This window comes from Chloroflexus aurantiacus J-10-fl, assembly GCF_000018865.1.
GTDB classification, from domain to species: domain Bacteria; phylum Chloroflexota; class Chloroflexia; order Chloroflexales; family Chloroflexaceae; genus Chloroflexus; species Chloroflexus aurantiacus.
Window position 1 is genome coordinate 2,980,605 of the sequence record NC_010175.1, and the last position, 17,288, is coordinate 2,997,892.

Here is a 17,288-nt window from a genome sequence, read left to right on the forward strand (position 1 = left end):
GTTGTGTCGTGGCTAAGAAACTCGTCGCAGTCGTTAAACTGCAATTGCCGGCTGGCAAAGCTACACCAGCGCCACCCGTTGGTCCGGCGCTCGGTCAGTACGGCATTAACATCATGGCCTTCGTGAAGGAGTATAACGAGAAATCGGCATCTCAGGCCGGTAGTATTGTGCCGGTTGAGATTTCGGTTTACAGTGATCGCTCCTTCGTTGCCCGTCTGCTGACCCCACCTGCGGCCGATTTGCTGCGGAAGGCAGCCGGTATTCAGAAGGGTGCCAGTACGCCGAAACGCACGACTGTTGGTACAATTACTCGTGCCCAGTTGCGCCAGATTGCTCAGCAAAAGCTGCCTGATATGAATGCCAATGACATTGAGGCTGCTGAGCGGATTATTGCCGGTACGGCACGCAGTATGGGTATCAAGATCGTTGAATAGTGATTGTTAGTTGGTGGGAGGATTCGTCGATCCGCCATCACCACCTGGAGTAGTTGCTATGCCAAAGCACGGAAAAAAGTATCTCGCCGCTCTGGCGAAGGTTGACCGGACTCGCCTCTATTCACCGACCGAAGCGCTGGCGTTGGTGAAAGAGACCTCGTACACAAAGTTTGACGGTACAGTCGAGGCGCACTTGCGGCTGGGTATCGATCCGCGTCACGCCGATCAGAATATTCGCACGACTGTTGCCCTGCCCCACGGCACCGGCAAGACGGTTCGTGTGCTGGTCTTCGCCCAGGGTGAAGCGGTGCAAGCTGCGCTCGATGCTGGTGCTGATTACGCCGGTAGCGATGACCTGATTGCCCGTATCGACCGCGAGAACTTCTTCGATTTCGATGTAGCCATTGCAACGCCCGATATGATGGGTAAGGTCGGTCGGATTGGTCGCAAACTCGGTCCGCGTGGCTTGATGCCCAACCCGAAGAGCGGTACTATCGTTCCGGCCGCCGATCTGGCACGCACGATTCGTGAAGTGAAGGGCGGTCGCGTTGAGATCCGCAACGATAAGACCGGTATCCTGCACGTGGCTATCGGCAAAGTGAGCTTCACCCCACAGCAGTTGAGCGAGAATTTCGTTGCGCTGATGGACGCGGTGAAAGCAGCCAAGCCGAGTGGTGCAAAGGGTACATATATCCGTAGTGTAACCCTGACCAGTACGATGGGTCCGGGCGTGCCGGTTGATCCGGTGGCTGCCCAGAATCTGAAAGCCTGATAGATTTGCATCGTTAGCTGCCTGAGACAGTCGGTGAGCATTGCTCCTAATGGCCTGTGGGCCGCCGACCGAGGTGGCGTCTGAGATGAGATAGTCGTGAGTTGCTGACTCACTCTGTCGATAGTGCGCAGCTATGGCTGCGCTGTGCTCGGTCGCCTGTCTCAGAGACGGGCGACCGTTTTTGATCTGCTTTGAGAGGAGGTGAAATGGATGCCAACGCCGCGTAAAATTGAAACGGTCAGCACGCTGACCGAAAAGCTAAACCGCGCTCAGTTGGTTGTCGTGGCCGACTATCGCGGTGACGGCAAGGGTATGAGCGTGGCCGATATGACCGAGTTGCGCCGCAAGTTGCGCGAGCATGGCGGTGAGGTTGTGGTGGCGAAGAATACGCTCCTCAAGATTGCTGCTCACAATACCGGCCACGAGGCACTCGATCCGTTGCTGGCCGGCCCAACCGCTGTGACTCTCGGCTACGATGATGTCTCGAAAGTGGCAAAAGCCCTGCTCGATTACCTCAAGTCGGGGAATAAGAGCTTCACCGTTCGCGGGGCTTTGCTGGGTAACACCTTGCTGCCGGCAGATGCACTTGAGCAGGTGACCAAGCTCCCGTCACGCGAGCAGGCACTCGCCCAGGTCGTGGGTGGTATCGCTGCTCCGGTCTCTGGGGTTGTCGGTGTGCTTAACGCCGCGATTTCCAACGTGCTCTACGTTTTGCAGGCACGGATTGATCAGCTTCAGCCGCAGGGAGAAACGGCGTAATCGTCGCCTGCGGATTGTATATGTGATGTCTGAATAGTTATCTCTATCACGATAAGGAGTGTACCTACCATGTCGAAGATCGATTCAATCATCGAGATGATTGAGGGCCTGAATGTCCTCGAGCTGGTTGAGCTGAAGAAGAAGATGGAAGAGAAGTGGGGCGTTACCGCTGCTGCCCCCGTGATGGCGATGGGTGCGGCGATGCCGGTCGCTGCGGCCGGTGATGGTGCTGCCGCTGCTGCTCCGGTTGAGGAGAAGACTGAGTTTGATGTCATCCTCAAGGAGGCCGGTCCGAACAAGATTCAGGTCATTAAGGTCGTGCGCGAGCTGACCAGCCTCGGTCTGAAGGAGGCGAAGGACCTGGTTGAGGGTGCTCCCAAGCCGGTTCGCGAGGGTGTGAGCAAGGAAGAGGCTGAGGCAGCCAAGGCGAAGCTGACCGAGGCCGGTGCAGTGGTCGAGATCAAGTAATTCTGCTCGACTCTTCCATGCGCAAGCTGCACAAGGTGTCATAGGCATTTCGATACCGGTAGGGGTGGGTTGCCAACCCGCCCCACCATCTTGCGCACAAAATGGGGTGTGGTGAGGTTGTTACCTTGCCACACCCCTTTGCTATTGATTGGAATGCTGAACGTTTGATACTTCCCAGGAGTTACGCAGTTGAGAGCTGGGTAGAGCGTGGATGGGCCAGGTAGGCTCGTATCGCTTCACGGACAATGGCGGCTTTAGCCGCACACCACAACGTGCCTGTCCGCAGGCGGTGCCATGCCAGGCGGCGGAAGGCCCACAGCGCCAGACCGATAGGATTCCGCTGGGCACGGGCAGCGCGGTGCTGGGCACGTTCACTGCCACAGTCCTGCGTGCTACCGCGATGGTATGCTTCGATGCGCCACCGGTACCGGGCAAACTCCGCCCACTGGTCGGCACGCACCGCCAGGTCGCTCGTGGCCCAGTCGTCACGGCCACCGGCTGGGGTGGCCAGCGCGACCACCGTGCTGACGCCATCGCCCGTCAGCTGCACGACCGCGCCTTCAGCTGGAATCGGGACGTCCCGGATCGGTCGCTTGCCCGACCCAGCGGGATCACCCAGGCGAGTGGCGTTCAGGTGCGTCAGCCACGGCCAGGGCCGTGAGCGCACCAGGTTCAGGTGCTCCAGGCTGGCATACCAGCTAGCGACGGCGAGGAGGCGGGGGTGAAACCCGCGTGCTGCTGCTGCCTGCACCATCGCCCGGACGTGGTCGGTCGTGGTCACCCCGTCGTGGGCGTTGTCGTCGCTACGGACGTCGCAGGGCAGGTGAGCGTTCCCATCGGTCCACAGCATCCTGATCAGATTGATGCCCACCACCACCCGCTGCTGGTTGCCCAACCACTGGCGCGTGACCAGCTCGATGGCCCGGCTCTACGGCTTATCCACCGTCGTGTCATCGATACTGAGGAAGCCCGTGGTCACCGACAGACAGGGGCGTACCGCTTCCCACACGGCAGTGCCATCCGCACGACACCGGTGCCGCAGACGCGTGGAGGCAGCATGCGCCGGACCATTCGTCGTGGCACCCGGATGGCAGCGTGCTGCTTCGGTGGTGCTGACCACGCGCTGCGCTGCGACCAGAACGTGGATATAGTCCAGTTCGTCACATGTCGGTGGGTTCATCAGCGCACCCCTCCATCATCAGCCAGGAACACGGGAGACGGAGCGACGAGTACAACAAGCGTGAACACGGTTTATCGCCTCACGTATACTTCATCGGGAAGGAACTGCGTAACTCCTGTCTATGTCTTGAGGCAGGGTTTCAACTTGCCGATTTGTATCAACCCGCCGCCATATTAGCTCGCCAGCTTGCAACTGCTCCCGCTGCCGTCAGACAGGTTGACGCCCTCCCTGACGAGGTGACAGCCCTGCTGGGACCATGAATCTGTCCATACCGGAACCTACATGTTTTGCAAGACGCCAGCTTTCAGCTCAGGTAAGCGAAAGATGGCATACCATCTCCTGGTATGGTACAATGATGATGTACATCCAAAAAGATTTATCACAACAGATGGGTATTCGCTGAACACTTCATAAACATCAGCTCACGTTCATGAAGTGTAAATCAGGGATCACGTTCCTCTGCCTGTAGTGATAATTTGCGCAACGTGTATGTATCTTCAAAATGTTTTACTTTCCATTTTGATACGTCTACCTGTATCGTTGAAATCACGGTCAAGATAGTCTGAAATGGTTGCAATATACTCCACAGGAGTGAATGCTATGAATAGATTTCTGGAAGTGATGCTGGAAGGCGAGGCGGTTCGCGGGGGTCGCATCCCTGTGTCGTACCTTTCAGCCTTTTTGTCGGGTTTTCAGAAAGTGTTATACCGAACGGGCTTCCTTCTCCTTGGTCGCAAAGACAAGACTGATAAGACTTTCACCAGGCAGCATCTTCGACAACTGATCGACATAGACCTGGTAAAAATTACTCATGGCAGTCCTTCAACTGTACTTTCCTTTGCGAGAACTACCGCATCACGATCAGTCTGGGATGACGAAGAGGTGATGTACATTTTTGAAACTGCCCTTATCAATTTGAACGAATTTCAAGCATTTTCAGATGTTGTAAACCCTGTTTTTGATCGAGAACTATTGCTTGCCTGGAGTACAATTGGTCATCTATTTCTGAAGGGTGTCTCGCGTATAACGTTTACCCTTTATCGAAATGATTATCCGCTACGAGTCAGGTACACGTCCCGCGAATTTGATTTGATTCGACAGCACGTCCTGACGACAGTGGAAGGTTATATGTTTCTGACCGATCTCAGGCGTCGGCGCATATCGTTGCAACCGCATTCAGGCAATGCTGTATCGTGTGTATTTACCGAGGAGCAGGAGCCTGATGTCCGGTCCATGATAGGACGCTTCGTGCGGGTCGTGGGGGAAGCAGTGATCAATGATCAATCCGGCTACCGGTACACTTCGCTATGTGCGTACACATAGCATTGAGCCATTAGAGCTTGATACAGAAAGCGATGCATACGATTTCTGGACTTCCAGAACAATTGATGAACTGGCACGACAACAGCGTGTCCAACCGGTAGATAACATGGAATCATTGTATGGTACATGGCCCGGTGCAACTGATGATGGTTTTGAGCAGTTTGTCGAAGATCTACGTAAATGGGGAGATGCTGAAGAGCACTCGTTATGAGATCTGATTATTTGCTCCTCGATACAAATATTGTCTCGTATATCATGAAAGGGGCTTCCACAGCAGGACTTTATAAGGAACATCTTTCCGGTAAGCGATTGGCTATCTCATTTATACTGTCGGTGAGCTGTGGGCCGGCGCAGAACTTGCACGTTGGGGCGAAAAAAGACGAGACCAGCTTCGTGAAACTATCCGTCGATTTGTGGTAATTCCCTACAACTATGAAATAGCGTAGTGTTACGGAGAGATTGTTGCTCACCGAAAGCGTGTTGGTCGGCCTATCTCTTGTGCTGATGCCTGGATCGCTGCTTGTGCGTTACGCCACAATATTCCGCTTGTTACTCATAATACAAAAGATTTTGTGAACATTCCTGATTTACACATAATATCCAAACCTTGAGTGATACTGTGAATCACTGCCTGTTACCAGATATGCTGCGCACCGTAATTGTCCATACCCTCCGCAACTATCCGTTGGTATCACCTGCATGATCCGAATGGGCGGGTAGGGTGGGTTCTGTTGGAGCGGGTTCTGAACCCGCCCCTACTACCACCTATGCATTACCCATAACTGGTGTCAACCACGTGCGCATCAGCGGGTATGATGGCTATTGGTGTTGGTTTGAGCGACTGGCCCGGTGGCAGTGCGTAGCTCCAGCCGTATTATCATGTGCCGAATGGGTTGCCTTACGCGGGCATCATGTGCGTGTCGCAGGGTTTGGAGTGCGGCAGCCATGCTGCCGCGCCAGCCGTACACACGATCCGGCGCGTGGTATACCGTAAACCATCTGGTCACGGGGGGCTGAATGTGATCATGCCGATCATCGAGTCGATCAGGCATGAATACGACACCTGCGCGTAGACGTTTGGTTGTACCAGGTTCGTGCCTGTACACCAACGGCCACGGCCAGCACCTGACGGCGGTCGCGAGGATGCCTGCACGCAGGCTGGAAGCCTGCGCCACGGGCCACGGGGAGCGCTTGCAGCCCGGTCTGACGCAGCGTGACATGTGGGTGATGCATAGCCTACTACCACGGACGCAGACTCCCCCACAGCGCTCCCGCCAATAGGGCCATGCATCTTGTGGTATATTACATGCTTGATGAAGCCGATACTACCGTGCGCATTTCGCGCTGTTGAGCAATTTCCTGAGTTGTACGCTGCTGTGGCACCGGCGTTGCGAGCGCAGCAGGCACGGGTGCAATCCTGCCTACGCTCTGCGATTGATCGTTCGGTGCTGCGTGAGGCTGTGCTTGCTACACTGCGTGAACAGCGCGGGATTATTGCGCTTGACGCCCCTATTGGGTCGGGGGCGACGACTCTGTTGTGCCAGTTGGCAGTGCTTGCTGAGTGGCCACTCTGGCTGGCCGATGATGATGATGGCAACGGTGCTCTGGCATTCTATGCCCAGATCGTGGCTACACGACGCCCGAATCTGCCCTTGCTCGATCCGGCTGCGTTGACCGATCCGGCGGCCTGTGAGCGGCTGTTGCACGAAGTTGCCGATCCCGACCATCCATTGGTGTTGCTGGTGAGTGCCCCAGACCGCGACCGGCAACCACTGCGCCCGCTGCCGTTACCGCTGCCGTTTGATCTACCGCCTGGGGTAACGCTGATCGTCCACGGCCAGTTGCCAATTGAACCGGATGCCCGGCTGTCTCTGCCCACCGCTGACCGTGCGCTTCTGCAAACGCAAATGGAATTGCTGGATCGGCGTCATTGTCCACCGAAATGGCGTGAAGCGCTGTTGAATGCGGCCCAGGGTAATCTGCTCTACCTCAGTTGGGCTGAGCGCTGGCTGCATCTGGGTTTGCTCGATATAAGCAAACTTCCCTCCGATCTTGATCGTCTTCTGTATCACTGGTGGCAGACGCTGACACCGTCTGAGCAACGACTGGCGATGTTTTTAGCCGCCGCGGGTGAGCCGTTGCCGGTGACAGCACTGGCAGCAGTAAGTGCCGAACATCCCCAACTGATCCTGGATCGCTGGGAAGAGCAGGGGCTGGTGCATATTCATCTCTGGCGCGTGAGTGACGATGACTCGCTGTTGCTGGTGCGTTATGCTCATCGTGCATTGCGCCTGTTTCTGGCCCATCATTTTCCCGACAAAATAGACATTGCGCATAGCGAACTGGCCCAGTGGTGTGCCGGGCAATTACGTCGCAATCCTCTCGATCCGGCGAATCGCTATTTGGGTCGGCAATTGGCCCGTCATACTGTCTTGTGTGCGCCGGAGCGTCGTTCAGCCGATTTGCCGACAGCGCAACCACTCGCCTGGCTACGTGAACGAGAGCTGCGTGAAGGGTTAACCGGTGCGTTGCGTGATGCCGGCTGGATGCTTCAGGATACGACTGTTACGACGCCACTGACGCTCACCCGCATGGCCGCCGTGACCGGTACGCTGGCGTCGCGTGCTCGTCAGTTGAGTGGTGAACTGGTGACTGCGGCATTTCTCACCGCCGTCAACGCCTCTGGCCGTGAGGGAAGTTTGCGTCGGGTGACGGCGATTGTTGAGCAGTTGCCTGATGGCGTGCCGAAGGCAGCGGTCTTGCGTCAGCTCGGCGAAGCCTGTTACAGCGTCAATATGCGGAGCGCGGCGATGCGACTGCTCTCGCGCGCACTCGATCTTGAAGCGCAGCCGGTCTCGCGCGCCTGGCGTGATGCTCGCGACCAGATGATTGAAGCACTGGCAACGGCCTGCATTGAAGCCCACGATCCCGATCAGGCTCTGGCCTGCGCCGAGCGGATCGATCTGCTGGAACGGCGTGCCCATGTCGAGACGCTGGTGGTGCGGTATCTGTTGAATAACGGCCAGTACGACCGGGCCTGGCGATTGGCACGCTCAATTCTGCATGAAAACCGGGCCGCCTGGGCACAGGCCGAGGTAGCCGTGGCGCTGGCGCGGATCGCCGATCCGCGTGGTCAGATGCTGCTGGAAGAGATTCGGATCGAGACGGCGCGGGCCTGGGCCGAAATTGAGCTGGCATGTGATCTGGCATTGCGTGACGAAGATGCGGCGTTACAACGGATTATGGCGCTACCGGGTCAACATCAACGGGATCGCGGCCTGGCCCGCTTAGCACGGGTCTTCGCGTTGGCCGAAAAGGACGGTGACGCCCTGGCAGCCGCTGAACGCATCAGTAGCCGTGAATTGCGCGTGACAACCCTGCTGGAGTTACGAATCTTGCTGCAAGGTCTGGTCGCTAATCTGGCGACCGAACGGGCAACCCGCGAGATCGATGCGCTTCAGGGTGATGATCGCCCGATCTTGCTGGCAGCGCTTGCCGCTGCTCACGCTGCCATCGGGCGTCGAGAGCGTGCGTTGGCCATTGCGCACCAGTTGAGTGGCGAGGAACTTGAGCGTGCGCTATCGCGGGTAGCCGTGGCCTGCGCTCAGGCTGGCGATTACGCCGGAGCGCAGGCTGTACTGGCCGAGATGACCGACGACGATGAGCGTGATTGGGCACGTGACGAGATTGCCCGTCAGTTGGCGGCTGCCGGCAATTGGGATGCAGCGGTTGCCCAGGCCTCTGCAATAGTTGCTCCCGAACAACGGGCACGTACCTGTGCCGACCTGGCAATTGCCCGCATGCGTGCCGGCGATGTGATCAATGCCATCTCATTAATCCGTTCGTTGGACGTTGTTGGTGAGCGGGCGCGGGCGTTGATTGTGTCGGCGCCATATCTGGTCGCTGCTGATGCCACGCTCGCCGATCAGCTTGCCGATGAACTGCTGACCGGTGAGGCCCGGAGTCGCTATCGCGCCGCGTTAGTGGTAGCCCTGGCCGGAAAAGGTCAGATCGCATTAGCGAGCAGAGTGGCCCGTCGTATCCGCCGGCGTAACGAACGGGTGCGGGCTGAGCTGGCCATTGTCGCTGCACTCGATCCTGCCGACCCGCTAATGCTCCAGCGCCTGGCAGCGATGCTGCGCCAGGCCGCTATCGGTCGTGAAGAGATGTTCCGGGCGCTTGAGCAGACAGTTCCCATCCTGTGTCGTATCGGTGGTACGTCACTGCTGGCTGAAATCGCTGCGGCTATTGTGGCCGATGATCGAGCCTGAAAAAGCATGCGCCGCGAACACCCAGAGGAACTCGCGTACCGTTGCTACCTTTCGGTCCTGGCGGGGTTCCGCAAGTATCTGCCGTTCGCGGCACACCTGTATTATACGCGAAAATCCGCATTGTGCAACCCTTGCATCTACGAATAGCCGTGGTATTATTCCAGACAATCATAGTTGCAGGAGGTTGTATGAGCAGCGAAACCACTTCTCGCCCCCCAAAGCGCTATGCGCGGATCGCCCCTCTCTACAAGGCGATGATCTGGACATCCTTCATCATGAATGCCGTTCTGCTGATTGTGCTTGGCATCGTCATCGGCATTCTGGTGATGTATCAGCGTCAGGTAGCGCAGCTTACCGAGAATCTGCCGGCCTTTGCCGCTAATAACCTGGCTGAGCTGCAAGATGTGGTTGATAAACTTGAATCGGCGACGATTGTGTATACCGTGCCTCTAAGCACACGTCTGCCGATTGAGCTTGATGTTCCGATCAACGGCGAGACAATCATGACCGAGCGCAACGTAGTGACGCTGACTGAGCCAGTGTCACTTCAGGCCCCTGCCCAAATCGCGTTTCCCGGTGGTGGTGGTAATCTCAATGCCAGTGTAGCGATTGTGTTGCCGGCCGGCCTGGAATTGCCGGTCGATCTGAATATGAATGTCAAACTGGTCACGTCAATCCCGGTTGAGCTTGACGTACCGGTGAATATCCCACTTGCCCAGACTGAATTAGGGCCACAGTTCACCCGACTGGGAGCTATCGTTGATCGGCTGGTGGCGCCGGTTGCGCCATTGTTGCCGATGCCGGCTACGCCGCCAGATAGCAGTCAGCCTCGCCGCGAATAGAACTTATTTCATAAAAGCTATACGGTCGTGCTACCCGACCATTGCACAGGTGCATGAACGCTTGTCAATGACTAATGATAGTCTATCCTGCATCCAGGCTGCCGGTATGAACGCGAGGCGGGCTGACGACCATCACCAGTGTCCTCGCTCGTTGGATGGGGTGCCTTACCCGCCTGTCATGCGCATGACGCAGCGTTTGGCGTGCGCCAGCCATGCTGCCGCGCCAGCCGTGCTCACGATCCGGCGCGTGGCACGCTGTTGATCCGGCTGGTCACGTGGATACAGGGTGTTCTCATCACGATCCTGGAGTCGCCCGGCAATGAATGAGATAACTTCTAAGTAGATGTTTTTTGAAATAGGTTCTGGTATCTTTTACCGGCGAGCAGGCGGGTGAGATGTTCGCACTGGCGTGTGGGAGTTATGCTGCCACACGTACCCTTCCCGGTACTCCTGATGTCAAATCCGCAACGATCTGTGAGGATCATCTGTCTGGCACGGATGGGCGAATGCCGTAGGGGCGGGTTGCAAACTCGCCCCTATGGACTGTACATATGCCCGTTCATATTGCCGTTCCGCTCGTTGCATATCTACCTGGTTGATGATGCCGACAGCAACCCCTGCCTTGCGCTGGTTCTATCTGGTGAGCTGATCTGGCCCAAATCCGAAGGGCAACAACTCCTGTGGCGTGGTCAGACGGCGTTCGCTACCGTCGTGGTTGAGGAGAACGATCTGCGCCTGTGGCGCGAGTTCAAAGATCACCTGACGACAGGCGCCACATGGGCTGGCAACTGTTGGTGTTGGGGTCACCACAGCCAGCGCAACGACCGGCCCGGCTGCCGCCATGTGAGCGCAGAACAGGGCTACCCGCTCGGCACAGATGGTGAGAGGATAGGATGCGTTCTCAATATTGGCACCGCTAAAGATACGGCCATCATCGGTTAGGACGGCGGCACCAACCGCGAAGTGTGAATAGGGTGCATATGCACGCTGCCGGGCATGCAATGCCGCGGCGATCAATTGCTCAAGGGCCACTGGATCCATGCAATTCTTTAGGAAGCGGCAACAGCGGTTTTTCGGCATCCACCGGCGCTGCCGCTGTTATTTCAGCCGGTGCCTGCCGGACAATCCGTAATCGTTCGGCACGAATCCCCTTGATCGAGAGCACGGTGATGGTCACATCGTTGCAGACCACCTGATCGCCTTCACGCGGGATACGCCCCAATTGCTCGTAGACCAGACCACCGATGCGATCCGCAGTCGTTTCGGGAAATTCGACCTCTAATAACCCGGCGACATCATCAATCGGCACCCGGGCATCAACGATCAGCTCGTTCGGCCCAACCTCAACGATGGCCGGCTCTTCGGTATCGTACTCATCACGAATTTCACCAACAATCTGTTCAATCAAATCTTCGAGCGTTACAATACCGGCAGTACCACCGTATTCATCAACCACAATGGCCATATGCACTCGCCGCCGCTGCAAATCTTCTAACAGGGCAGCGACCTTCATCGTTACCGGCACAAAGTATGCCGGTCGGAGCAGATCGCGCAACGGTGTATCGTGCTTACCATCGCGCAAGACGGGGATCAGGTCTTTGACGTAGAGAATACCGACAACGTTATCAATGGTCTCTTCATACACAGGAATCCGCGAATGGCCGCGCGTAATCGCCACATCAAGCGCACGTTTCAGCGGGCTATTGACTTCCAGTGCTACCACATCGACCCGCGGAATCATAATCTCGCGCACCAGGGTATCACCGAAATCCATGACCCCCTCAATCATCTCGCGCTCTTCATGCTCGATCCAACCGGCCTTTTCGCCGGCACTCATCATCAGCCGCAACTCCTCTTCGGTTACCAGTGGCGTGGGAGGAGCCGGTTGGCCGCTTAAGAGGGTAAAAATGGGGCGCGTAATGATATTGATCACTGCCATCACCGGCCATAACACCATTGCAATGGCGACCAGTGGCCGGGCGAGGATCAGGATCGTCGTGTCGGGACTCCGCAGAGCAAGGGCTTTGGCGACAACTTCGCTCAGGAGTAAAATGGCAAACAGCAATCCCGCCAGACTGCCGATAATCATTGACAGCCCATACGGCGCAACGAGCTGGATAGTCAGGGCCGTGACGGTAATCGTCAGGGTTGCGTTGAGAAAGATAATGGCAGATTTGATGCGGTATGGTTCATCGAGAAAATGGGCCGCAAAGCGGCGTGTACCGAGACCAGCCGAAGCGAGCAGGCTGCTCAGCCGGGGACGACTCACCGTTATCAGGGCTGTGTCGGCGGCTGAGGTAATACCCAGCGCAATTAGACACAGGCCAATACCGATAACGAGCGAACTAGGGCCAGGGTCTTCCAAGAGAATCATCCTCCTTTCGCGGAACAGAGTGGCGCGCTTCACTCAACAATGGCGCCCGAATTGATACTCCCTTCGGGCGCACAACGACCGCGTCATCAGGAAAAAAGCGCGCTCAGTGATAGATCTTTGTGGATACGCATAATCGCTTCAGCAAACAATGGTGCCACACTAATCGTGCGCACCCGGGCTGCTGCGGCGGTTGGTGGTTGAGGGATCGTGTTGGTGACTACCGTCTCGACGAGATCGGACTCGGCGATCAACTGTAAGGCGTTTTCGGCAAAAATACCGTGGGTAGCACAGGCATACACAGCCCGTGCGCCACGGGCCAGCAGCGTTTGGGCTGCTTCAATCAGGGTTCCCCCGGTTGAGATCATATCATCGACGATGATTGCCGTCTTCCCCTCAACCTCACCGACCATTTCGATAACTTCGGCTGTATCTGGTTCGGGTCGTTGTTTGGCAATAATCGCCAGTCCGGCACCAATCCGCTCACGAAAGCGATTGGCCCGCCCCACGCCCCCGGTATCGGGAGAGACGACAACCGGGTTAGGCAGGTTCAGTTCGCGAATGTAATCGGCCAGCAGTGGCGAGGCTTGCAGGTGGTCAACCGGAATATCGAAGAACCCTTCAATGGCTGGAGCGTGCAGATCCATCGTCAGAACGCGGTCAGCGCCGGCGGTGCGGATCAGATTAGCTACCAGCTTGGCCGAGATTGGCTCACGGCCCGAGGTCTTCTTCTCTTGCTTGGCATACCCATAGTAGGGAATGACCGCCGTGACCCGCGCTGCCGAGGCTCGCCGGAAGGCATCGATCATGATGAGCAATTCCATCAGGTGATGGTCCACCGGCGTACAGGTGGGTTGAATCACAAACACATCACAGCCACGGACATTGTCGTGAATCTTGACCCGTGTCTCGCCATTTTTGAAGGTACCAACCAGTGCCCGGCCCAGATTGATGCGCAGGTTGCGGGCAATCTCTTGCGCTAATGCCGGGTTGGCATTGCCGGTAAAAATGAGCAAACGACCATCCATGGTTCAGCAGTTCTTTCCTGAATAGAAACGCGCAGCGAGCATGCTCACTGCGCACCTGTTACACGCGAGACCAGAAGTGCTGACCTCTTCCACGTTGTTGATAAATTGTGTGAGTTCAGCAGTTCCATTACCGCATCGCGTCATCGGAGGGTTGGCTGCCGGGCCAGGATTCGAACCTGGACAAACGGATCCAAAGTCCGTGGTGCTACCATTACACAACCCGGCACCTCGCTGAGTATTATACCATAAGTGTATGGGTCTGTTGTCAACGATCTGGTGACGAACACACCCACCGCACAGGCTATCTGCTGCGGCTGCCCATTGTTACGCTGTTCCAACGGGATGCCAGTGCCGCGCAGTTGTCGCGTAGACGAGAACTTGTTTCATAAAAGCTGTGCTGTTGTGCTACCCGTCCGTCGCACAGGTTCATGAACGCTCGCTAAACGCCAACGACAACATATCCTGCTCCCAGGCTGCCGACCATCGTCAGTGCCATCACGCACTGGATTGGTTGCCTTGCCCGCTCGTCATGCGCGTGACGTTGCGTTCGGCGTGCGGCAGCCGTGCTCACGATCCGGTGCGGGTCACGTCGTTGGCCCTGCTGGTCACGGAGATGCTATGTGTGCTCGTCACGTTGATAGAGTCGGTCAGGAGTGAATGAGCTAGCCTCTATGTAGATGTTTGTTCAAACAGGTTCTACGTCGCGATCTGGACAACACTAGAACAATCACCAACAGCTTTTTGTAATCACTTCTCGTCAAACAGGCGACATCGATCTGCCGACCATATCGCAGCCTATGCTACACTAGGGGGCAGCGTGGAGTAGTCGCAAGGAGTATGCTATGACCGATACCCAGAAAATTATCTTCTCGATGTATCGCGTAGGGAAGGTGGTACCACCTAACCGCGAAATCCTGAAGGATATAAGCCTTTCCTTCTTTTACGGTGCCAAGATCGGTGTCATCGGTGTTAACGGTTCGGGAAAGAGTTCGTTGCTGCGGATTATGGCCGGGATTGACCAGGACTACACCGGTGAAATTACCCGCTCTCCCGGCTATACGGTGGGATTGCTCGAACAGGAGCCATATCTCGACAATACGAAGACGGTACGTGAGATTGTCGAGGAGGGAATGGCCGAAACGGTGGCGTTGCTGCGGCGCTACGACGAAATCACCGAGCTGTTCAATGACCCGAACGCAGATTACGATGCGTTGATTGCCGAGCAGGCCGAACTTCAGGACAAGATCGATCATGTCGATGGTTGGAACCTCGATAGCCGGTTAGAGCTGGCAATGGATGCGTTGCGTTGTCCACCCGGTGATACGCCGGTAGCGGTCTTGTCGGGGGGAGAGCGCCGGCGCGTCGCGCTCTGTCGCCTGCTCCTTCAGCAGCCCGATATTCTCTTGCTCGATGAGCCAACCAACCATCTTGACGCCGAGTCGGTGGCCTGGCTCGAACGCCATTTGCAAGAGTACAAGGGAACAGTGATTGCGGTGACGCATGACCGCCACTTTCTCAATAATGTCGCCGGCTGGATTTTAGAGCTTGAGCGTGGGCATGGCATTCCCTGGCGCGGCAACTATTCGAGCTGGCTTGAGCAGAAGCGCCAGAAGCTGGCCGAGAGCGAGAAGGCCGAATCGCAACGACAAAAGGCTCTACAGCGTGAGCTGGAGTGGATTAATATGGCACCGAAGGGGCGGCACGCCAAGTCGAAAGCCCGGATTGCCGCCTACGAACGACTGCTCAGCGAGAATCAGGATCAGCGTGATCGAGAACTCGAAATCTACATCCCACCAGGCCCTCGCCTCGGTGATCTGGTGATCCGGGCGAACGGGGTGACGAAGGCTTACGGCGATAAACTGCTGTACGAAAATCTCAGTTTTGATGTTCCGCCAGGGGCAATTGTGGGTATCGTTGGCCCAAATGGTGCCGGTAAAACCACGCTCTTCCGTATGATCGTCGGGCAGGAACAGCCTGACAGCGGAACACTGGAGATTGGGGCTTCGGTAAAGCTGGGTTATGTCGATCAGAGTCGGGAAGTGCTCGACCCCAGGCAGACCGTCTGGGAAGCGATCTCGGAAGGAAACGACCAGATTGTGCTGGGTGGTCGTCAGGTTAACTCGCGTGCCTATTGTGCCCGCTTCAATTTTAGCGGCAGCGACCAGCAGAAGCTGGTAGGCAGCCTCTCCGGTGGTGAACGTAACCGTGTCCATCTGGCCCGCATTCTCAAATCCGGGGCCAATGTGCTGCTGCTCGACGAGCCGACCAACGATCTTGACGTGCATACCTTGCGGGCACTCGAAGAGGGACTGGAAAACTTTGCCGGTTGTGCCCTGATCATTTCGCACGACCGCTGGTTTCTGGATCGGGTTGCCACGCACATTCTGGCGTTCGAGGGCGATAGCCAGGTGGTCTGGTTCCCCGGTACCTATTCTGAATACGCTGCCGATTACCGACGGCGGAAAGGTGCTGAGGCCGATCATCCACACCGCATCGTCTACCGTCGTCTGACACGGTAGCAGGTAGAGAGTTCGGGCCTGCACGTCGTGGCTGCCCCATACCACACCCCCTTGCCTCCGCTCCTCTCCCACCGGGGAAGAGGAGCGGGGGATTGACGATGCGTTGATCGCCTTCACCCCCGGCTGCTTTTCGGCTGCACGCTATGCATTACCCATACGTCACACAGTAGCCGGTATGATGCATCGGTCGTGCCATTGGGCAACAGGGATCGCCCTGACCGCACCCGGTAGGGGCGCACGGCTATGCGCCCCTCTCGATGCCGGCTATGCATTAGCCACATGTCATGCTGCGTTAGGCCAGGCTGCAAGCGCTCACCGTGGCGCGGGCTTCCAGCCCGCGTGCCGGCATCATCTCCACCGCCGTCAGGTGCTGGTCGTGGCCGTTGTTGTACAGGCACGAACCAAGTGCAACAACACCTCTACGCCCAGGTATCGCATTCATGCCTGACCAACTCAATGATTGGTCACGAGCACATCCAGTACTGCCGTGACCAGGATGGGTAATGGCGGGCCATGCGCCGGATCGTGTGTACGGCTAGCGCGGCAGCCATGCTGCCGCACGCCAAACCCTGCGCCACGCACATGGTGCGCACGTAAGTCAACCCATCCGGCACGTGATAGCACGGCTGGAGCTGTACGCTGCTACCGAGCCAGTTGCCCACAATAGCATACATGGCGATCATATCCGCTGATACACACGTAGTTGACATAAGTTGTGGGTAATGCATAGGGAGTGGGAACGGCGTACCACGCGCTGGATCGTGAGCATGGCTGGCGCGGCAGCATGGCTGCCGCACTCCAAACCCTGCGACACAGCTGCGCACGGTCACCGGGCCAGTCGCCCAAAACAGCACCCATGGTGATCATGCTCGCTGGTACACCCGTGGTTGACACCAGTTGTGGGTAATGCATAGCCATGCCGGTGCGGGATGATGCCGCTATCCACAGGATGTCAGGCGCGTGTCACCCTGCTCACCCTGCTGGTCGCCGGGATGGTGTGAACTCTCTCACAATCATGTAGTCTGTCAGTAACTAATGAGTTGACAGCCCACCATTTTCCGGGTATCGTACCCCATATACGTCGCTACGGCGACAAAATCCGAAGACCTTCGGGGCAAGGTGAAATTCCTGATCGGCGGTAATGGTGGCGTGCCCACACAAGCCCGCGAGCCGTAAGGCAGGACCCGGTGTGATTCCGGGGCCGACGGTATAGTCCGGATGGGAGAAGGTCGGCGGTTGGTTTGGCACGATAGCAGATGAAGAGGCAAGAGCTATTGTATGCTCTTGTCTGTTTTGGCGACTGCGCCGGTAGTAGCCGGGC

16 protein-coding genes, 1 tRNA gene, 1 other RNA gene and 1 riboswitch are annotated in these 17,288 nt (G+C 57.0%); of the genes, 10 read left to right on the forward strand and 8 right to left on the reverse strand.

Translation table 11 applies throughout. The annotated features are described in order from the left end of the window. Positions 1-8: 8 nt before the first annotated feature. From rplK to rplL, 4 genes are all read left to right on the forward strand, one after another. Positions 9-434: a 50S ribosomal protein L11 gene (rplK, locus tag CAUR_RS11425; RefSeq protein ID WP_012258050.1), complete on the forward strand. Its 426-nt coding sequence runs from the start codon at positions 9-11 to the stop codon at positions 432-434. A 58-nt stretch (positions 435-492) separates the two neighbouring features. Next, the gene (gene rplA / locus CAUR_RS11430; protein ID WP_012258051.1) at positions 493-1,206 is read left to right on the forward strand and encodes a 50S ribosomal protein L1; all 714 of its coding nucleotides are present in this window, start codon (positions 493-495) and stop codon (positions 1,204-1,206) included. A gap of 210 nt (positions 1,207-1,416) precedes the next feature. After that, positions 1,417-1,965 carry a 50S ribosomal protein L10 gene (gene rplJ / locus CAUR_RS11435; RefSeq protein WP_012258052.1) on the forward strand — a complete coding sequence of 183 codons (549 nt, stop codon included), beginning with the start codon at positions 1,417-1,419 and terminating at the stop codon, positions 1,963-1,965. A 69-nt stretch (positions 1,966-2,034) separates the two neighbouring features. Then, on the forward strand, positions 2,035-2,433 hold the full coding sequence (gene rplL, locus CAUR_RS11440; RefSeq protein WP_012258053.1) for a 50S ribosomal protein L7/L12: 399 nt from the start codon (positions 2,035-2,037) through the stop codon (positions 2,431-2,433). Between the two features lie 181 nt (positions 2,434-2,614). On the opposite strand, the gene CAUR_RS21820 is transcribed toward rplL, so the two are convergent. Both CAUR_RS21820 and CAUR_RS21560 read right to left on the reverse strand, forming a co-directional pair. Continuing rightward, positions 2,615-3,283 carry a transposase gene (locus CAUR_RS21820; protein ID WP_338067497.1) on the reverse strand — a complete coding sequence of 223 codons (669 nt, stop codon included), beginning with the start codon at positions 3,281-3,283 and terminating at the stop codon, positions 2,615-2,617. A 78-nt stretch (positions 3,284-3,361) separates the two neighbouring features. Then, positions 3,362-3,613: a hypothetical protein gene (locus tag CAUR_RS21560; RefSeq protein WP_242604916.1), complete on the reverse strand. Its 252-nt coding sequence runs from the start codon at positions 3,611-3,613 to the stop codon at positions 3,362-3,364. Between the two features lie 1,276 nt (positions 3,614-4,889). On the opposite strand from CAUR_RS21560, the gene CAUR_RS11450 reads away from it, so the two are divergent. From CAUR_RS11450 to CAUR_RS11455, 3 genes are all read left to right on the forward strand, one after another. Then, complete coding sequence (locus CAUR_RS11450; protein ID WP_242604917.1) at positions 4,890-5,147, forward strand: hypothetical protein; 258 nt, start codon at positions 4,890-4,892, stop codon at positions 5,145-5,147. 247 nt (positions 5,148-5,394) lie between these two features. Beyond that, the gene (locus tag CAUR_RS21900) at positions 5,395-5,547 is read left to right on the forward strand and encodes a PIN domain-containing protein (RefSeq protein WP_353846971.1); all 153 of its coding nucleotides are present in this window, start codon (positions 5,395-5,397) and stop codon (positions 5,545-5,547) included. 702 nt (positions 5,548-6,249) lie between these two features. Next, positions 6,250-9,207 (forward strand): ATP-binding protein, encoded by a 2,958-nt coding sequence (locus tag CAUR_RS11455; protein ID WP_012258056.1) that lies wholly within the window; start codon positions 6,250-6,252, stop codon positions 9,205-9,207. Here CAUR_RS11455 and ffs read toward each other — a convergent pair. Continuing rightward, an RNA gene (gene ffs / locus CAUR_RS11460) (signal recognition particle sRNA small type) lies at positions 9,207-9,305 on the reverse strand. The genes CAUR_RS11455 and ffs overlap by 1 nt on opposite strands. Before the next feature lie 90 nt (positions 9,306-9,395). On the opposite strand from ffs, the gene CAUR_RS11465 reads away from it, so the two are divergent. Together CAUR_RS11465 and CAUR_RS11470 are read left to right on the forward strand one after the other, a co-directional pair. Further along, positions 9,396-10,049 (forward strand): hypothetical protein, encoded by a 654-nt coding sequence (locus CAUR_RS11465; RefSeq protein ID WP_012258057.1) that lies wholly within the window; start codon positions 9,396-9,398, stop codon positions 10,047-10,049. 138 nt (positions 10,050-10,187) lie between these two features. Further along, positions 10,188-10,376, forward strand: a complete 189-nt coding sequence (locus CAUR_RS11470) for a hypothetical protein (RefSeq protein WP_157866442.1) — start codon at positions 10,188-10,190, stop codon at positions 10,374-10,376. A gap of 306 nt (positions 10,377-10,682) precedes the next feature. On the opposite strand, the gene cdd is transcribed toward CAUR_RS11470, so the two are convergent. From cdd to CAUR_RS11490, 4 genes are all read right to left on the reverse strand, one after another. Further along, positions 10,683-11,090 carry a cytidine deaminase gene (gene cdd, locus CAUR_RS11475; protein WP_012258058.1) on the reverse strand — a complete coding sequence of 136 codons (408 nt, stop codon included), beginning with the start codon at positions 11,088-11,090 and terminating at the stop codon, positions 10,683-10,685. After that, the gene (locus tag CAUR_RS11480; protein ID WP_012258059.1) at positions 11,071-12,423 is read right to left on the reverse strand and encodes a hemolysin family protein; all 1,353 of its coding nucleotides are present in this window, start codon (positions 12,421-12,423) and stop codon (positions 11,071-11,073) included. Before CAUR_RS11480 ends, cdd begins: the two co-directional genes overlap by 20 nt. An 86-nt stretch (positions 12,424-12,509) precedes the next feature. Next, the gene (locus tag CAUR_RS11485) at positions 12,510-13,448 is read right to left on the reverse strand and encodes a ribose-phosphate diphosphokinase (protein WP_012258060.1); all 939 of its coding nucleotides are present in this window, start codon (positions 13,446-13,448) and stop codon (positions 12,510-12,512) included. A 152-nt stretch (positions 13,449-13,600) separates the two neighbouring features. Beyond that, a tRNA-Gln gene (locus tag CAUR_RS11490) sits at positions 13,601-13,674 on the reverse strand. A 616-nt stretch (positions 13,675-14,290) separates the two neighbouring features. Here CAUR_RS11490 and ettA point away from each other — a divergent pair. Beyond that, complete coding sequence (gene ettA, locus CAUR_RS11495) at positions 14,291-15,967, forward strand: energy-dependent translational throttle protein EttA (RefSeq protein ID WP_012258061.1); 1,677 nt, start codon at positions 14,291-14,293, stop codon at positions 15,965-15,967. 292 nt (positions 15,968-16,259) lie between these two features. Here ettA and CAUR_RS11500 read toward each other — a convergent pair whose 3' ends face one another. Next, a complete protein-coding gene (locus CAUR_RS11500) occupies positions 16,260-16,409 on the reverse strand; it encodes a hypothetical protein (protein WP_015909185.1) in 150 nt (49 codons plus the stop codon). 659 nt (positions 16,410-17,068) lie between these two features. After that, positions 17,069-17,201: riboswitch (FMN riboswitch) on the forward strand. Positions 17,202-17,288 lie beyond the last annotated feature (87 nt).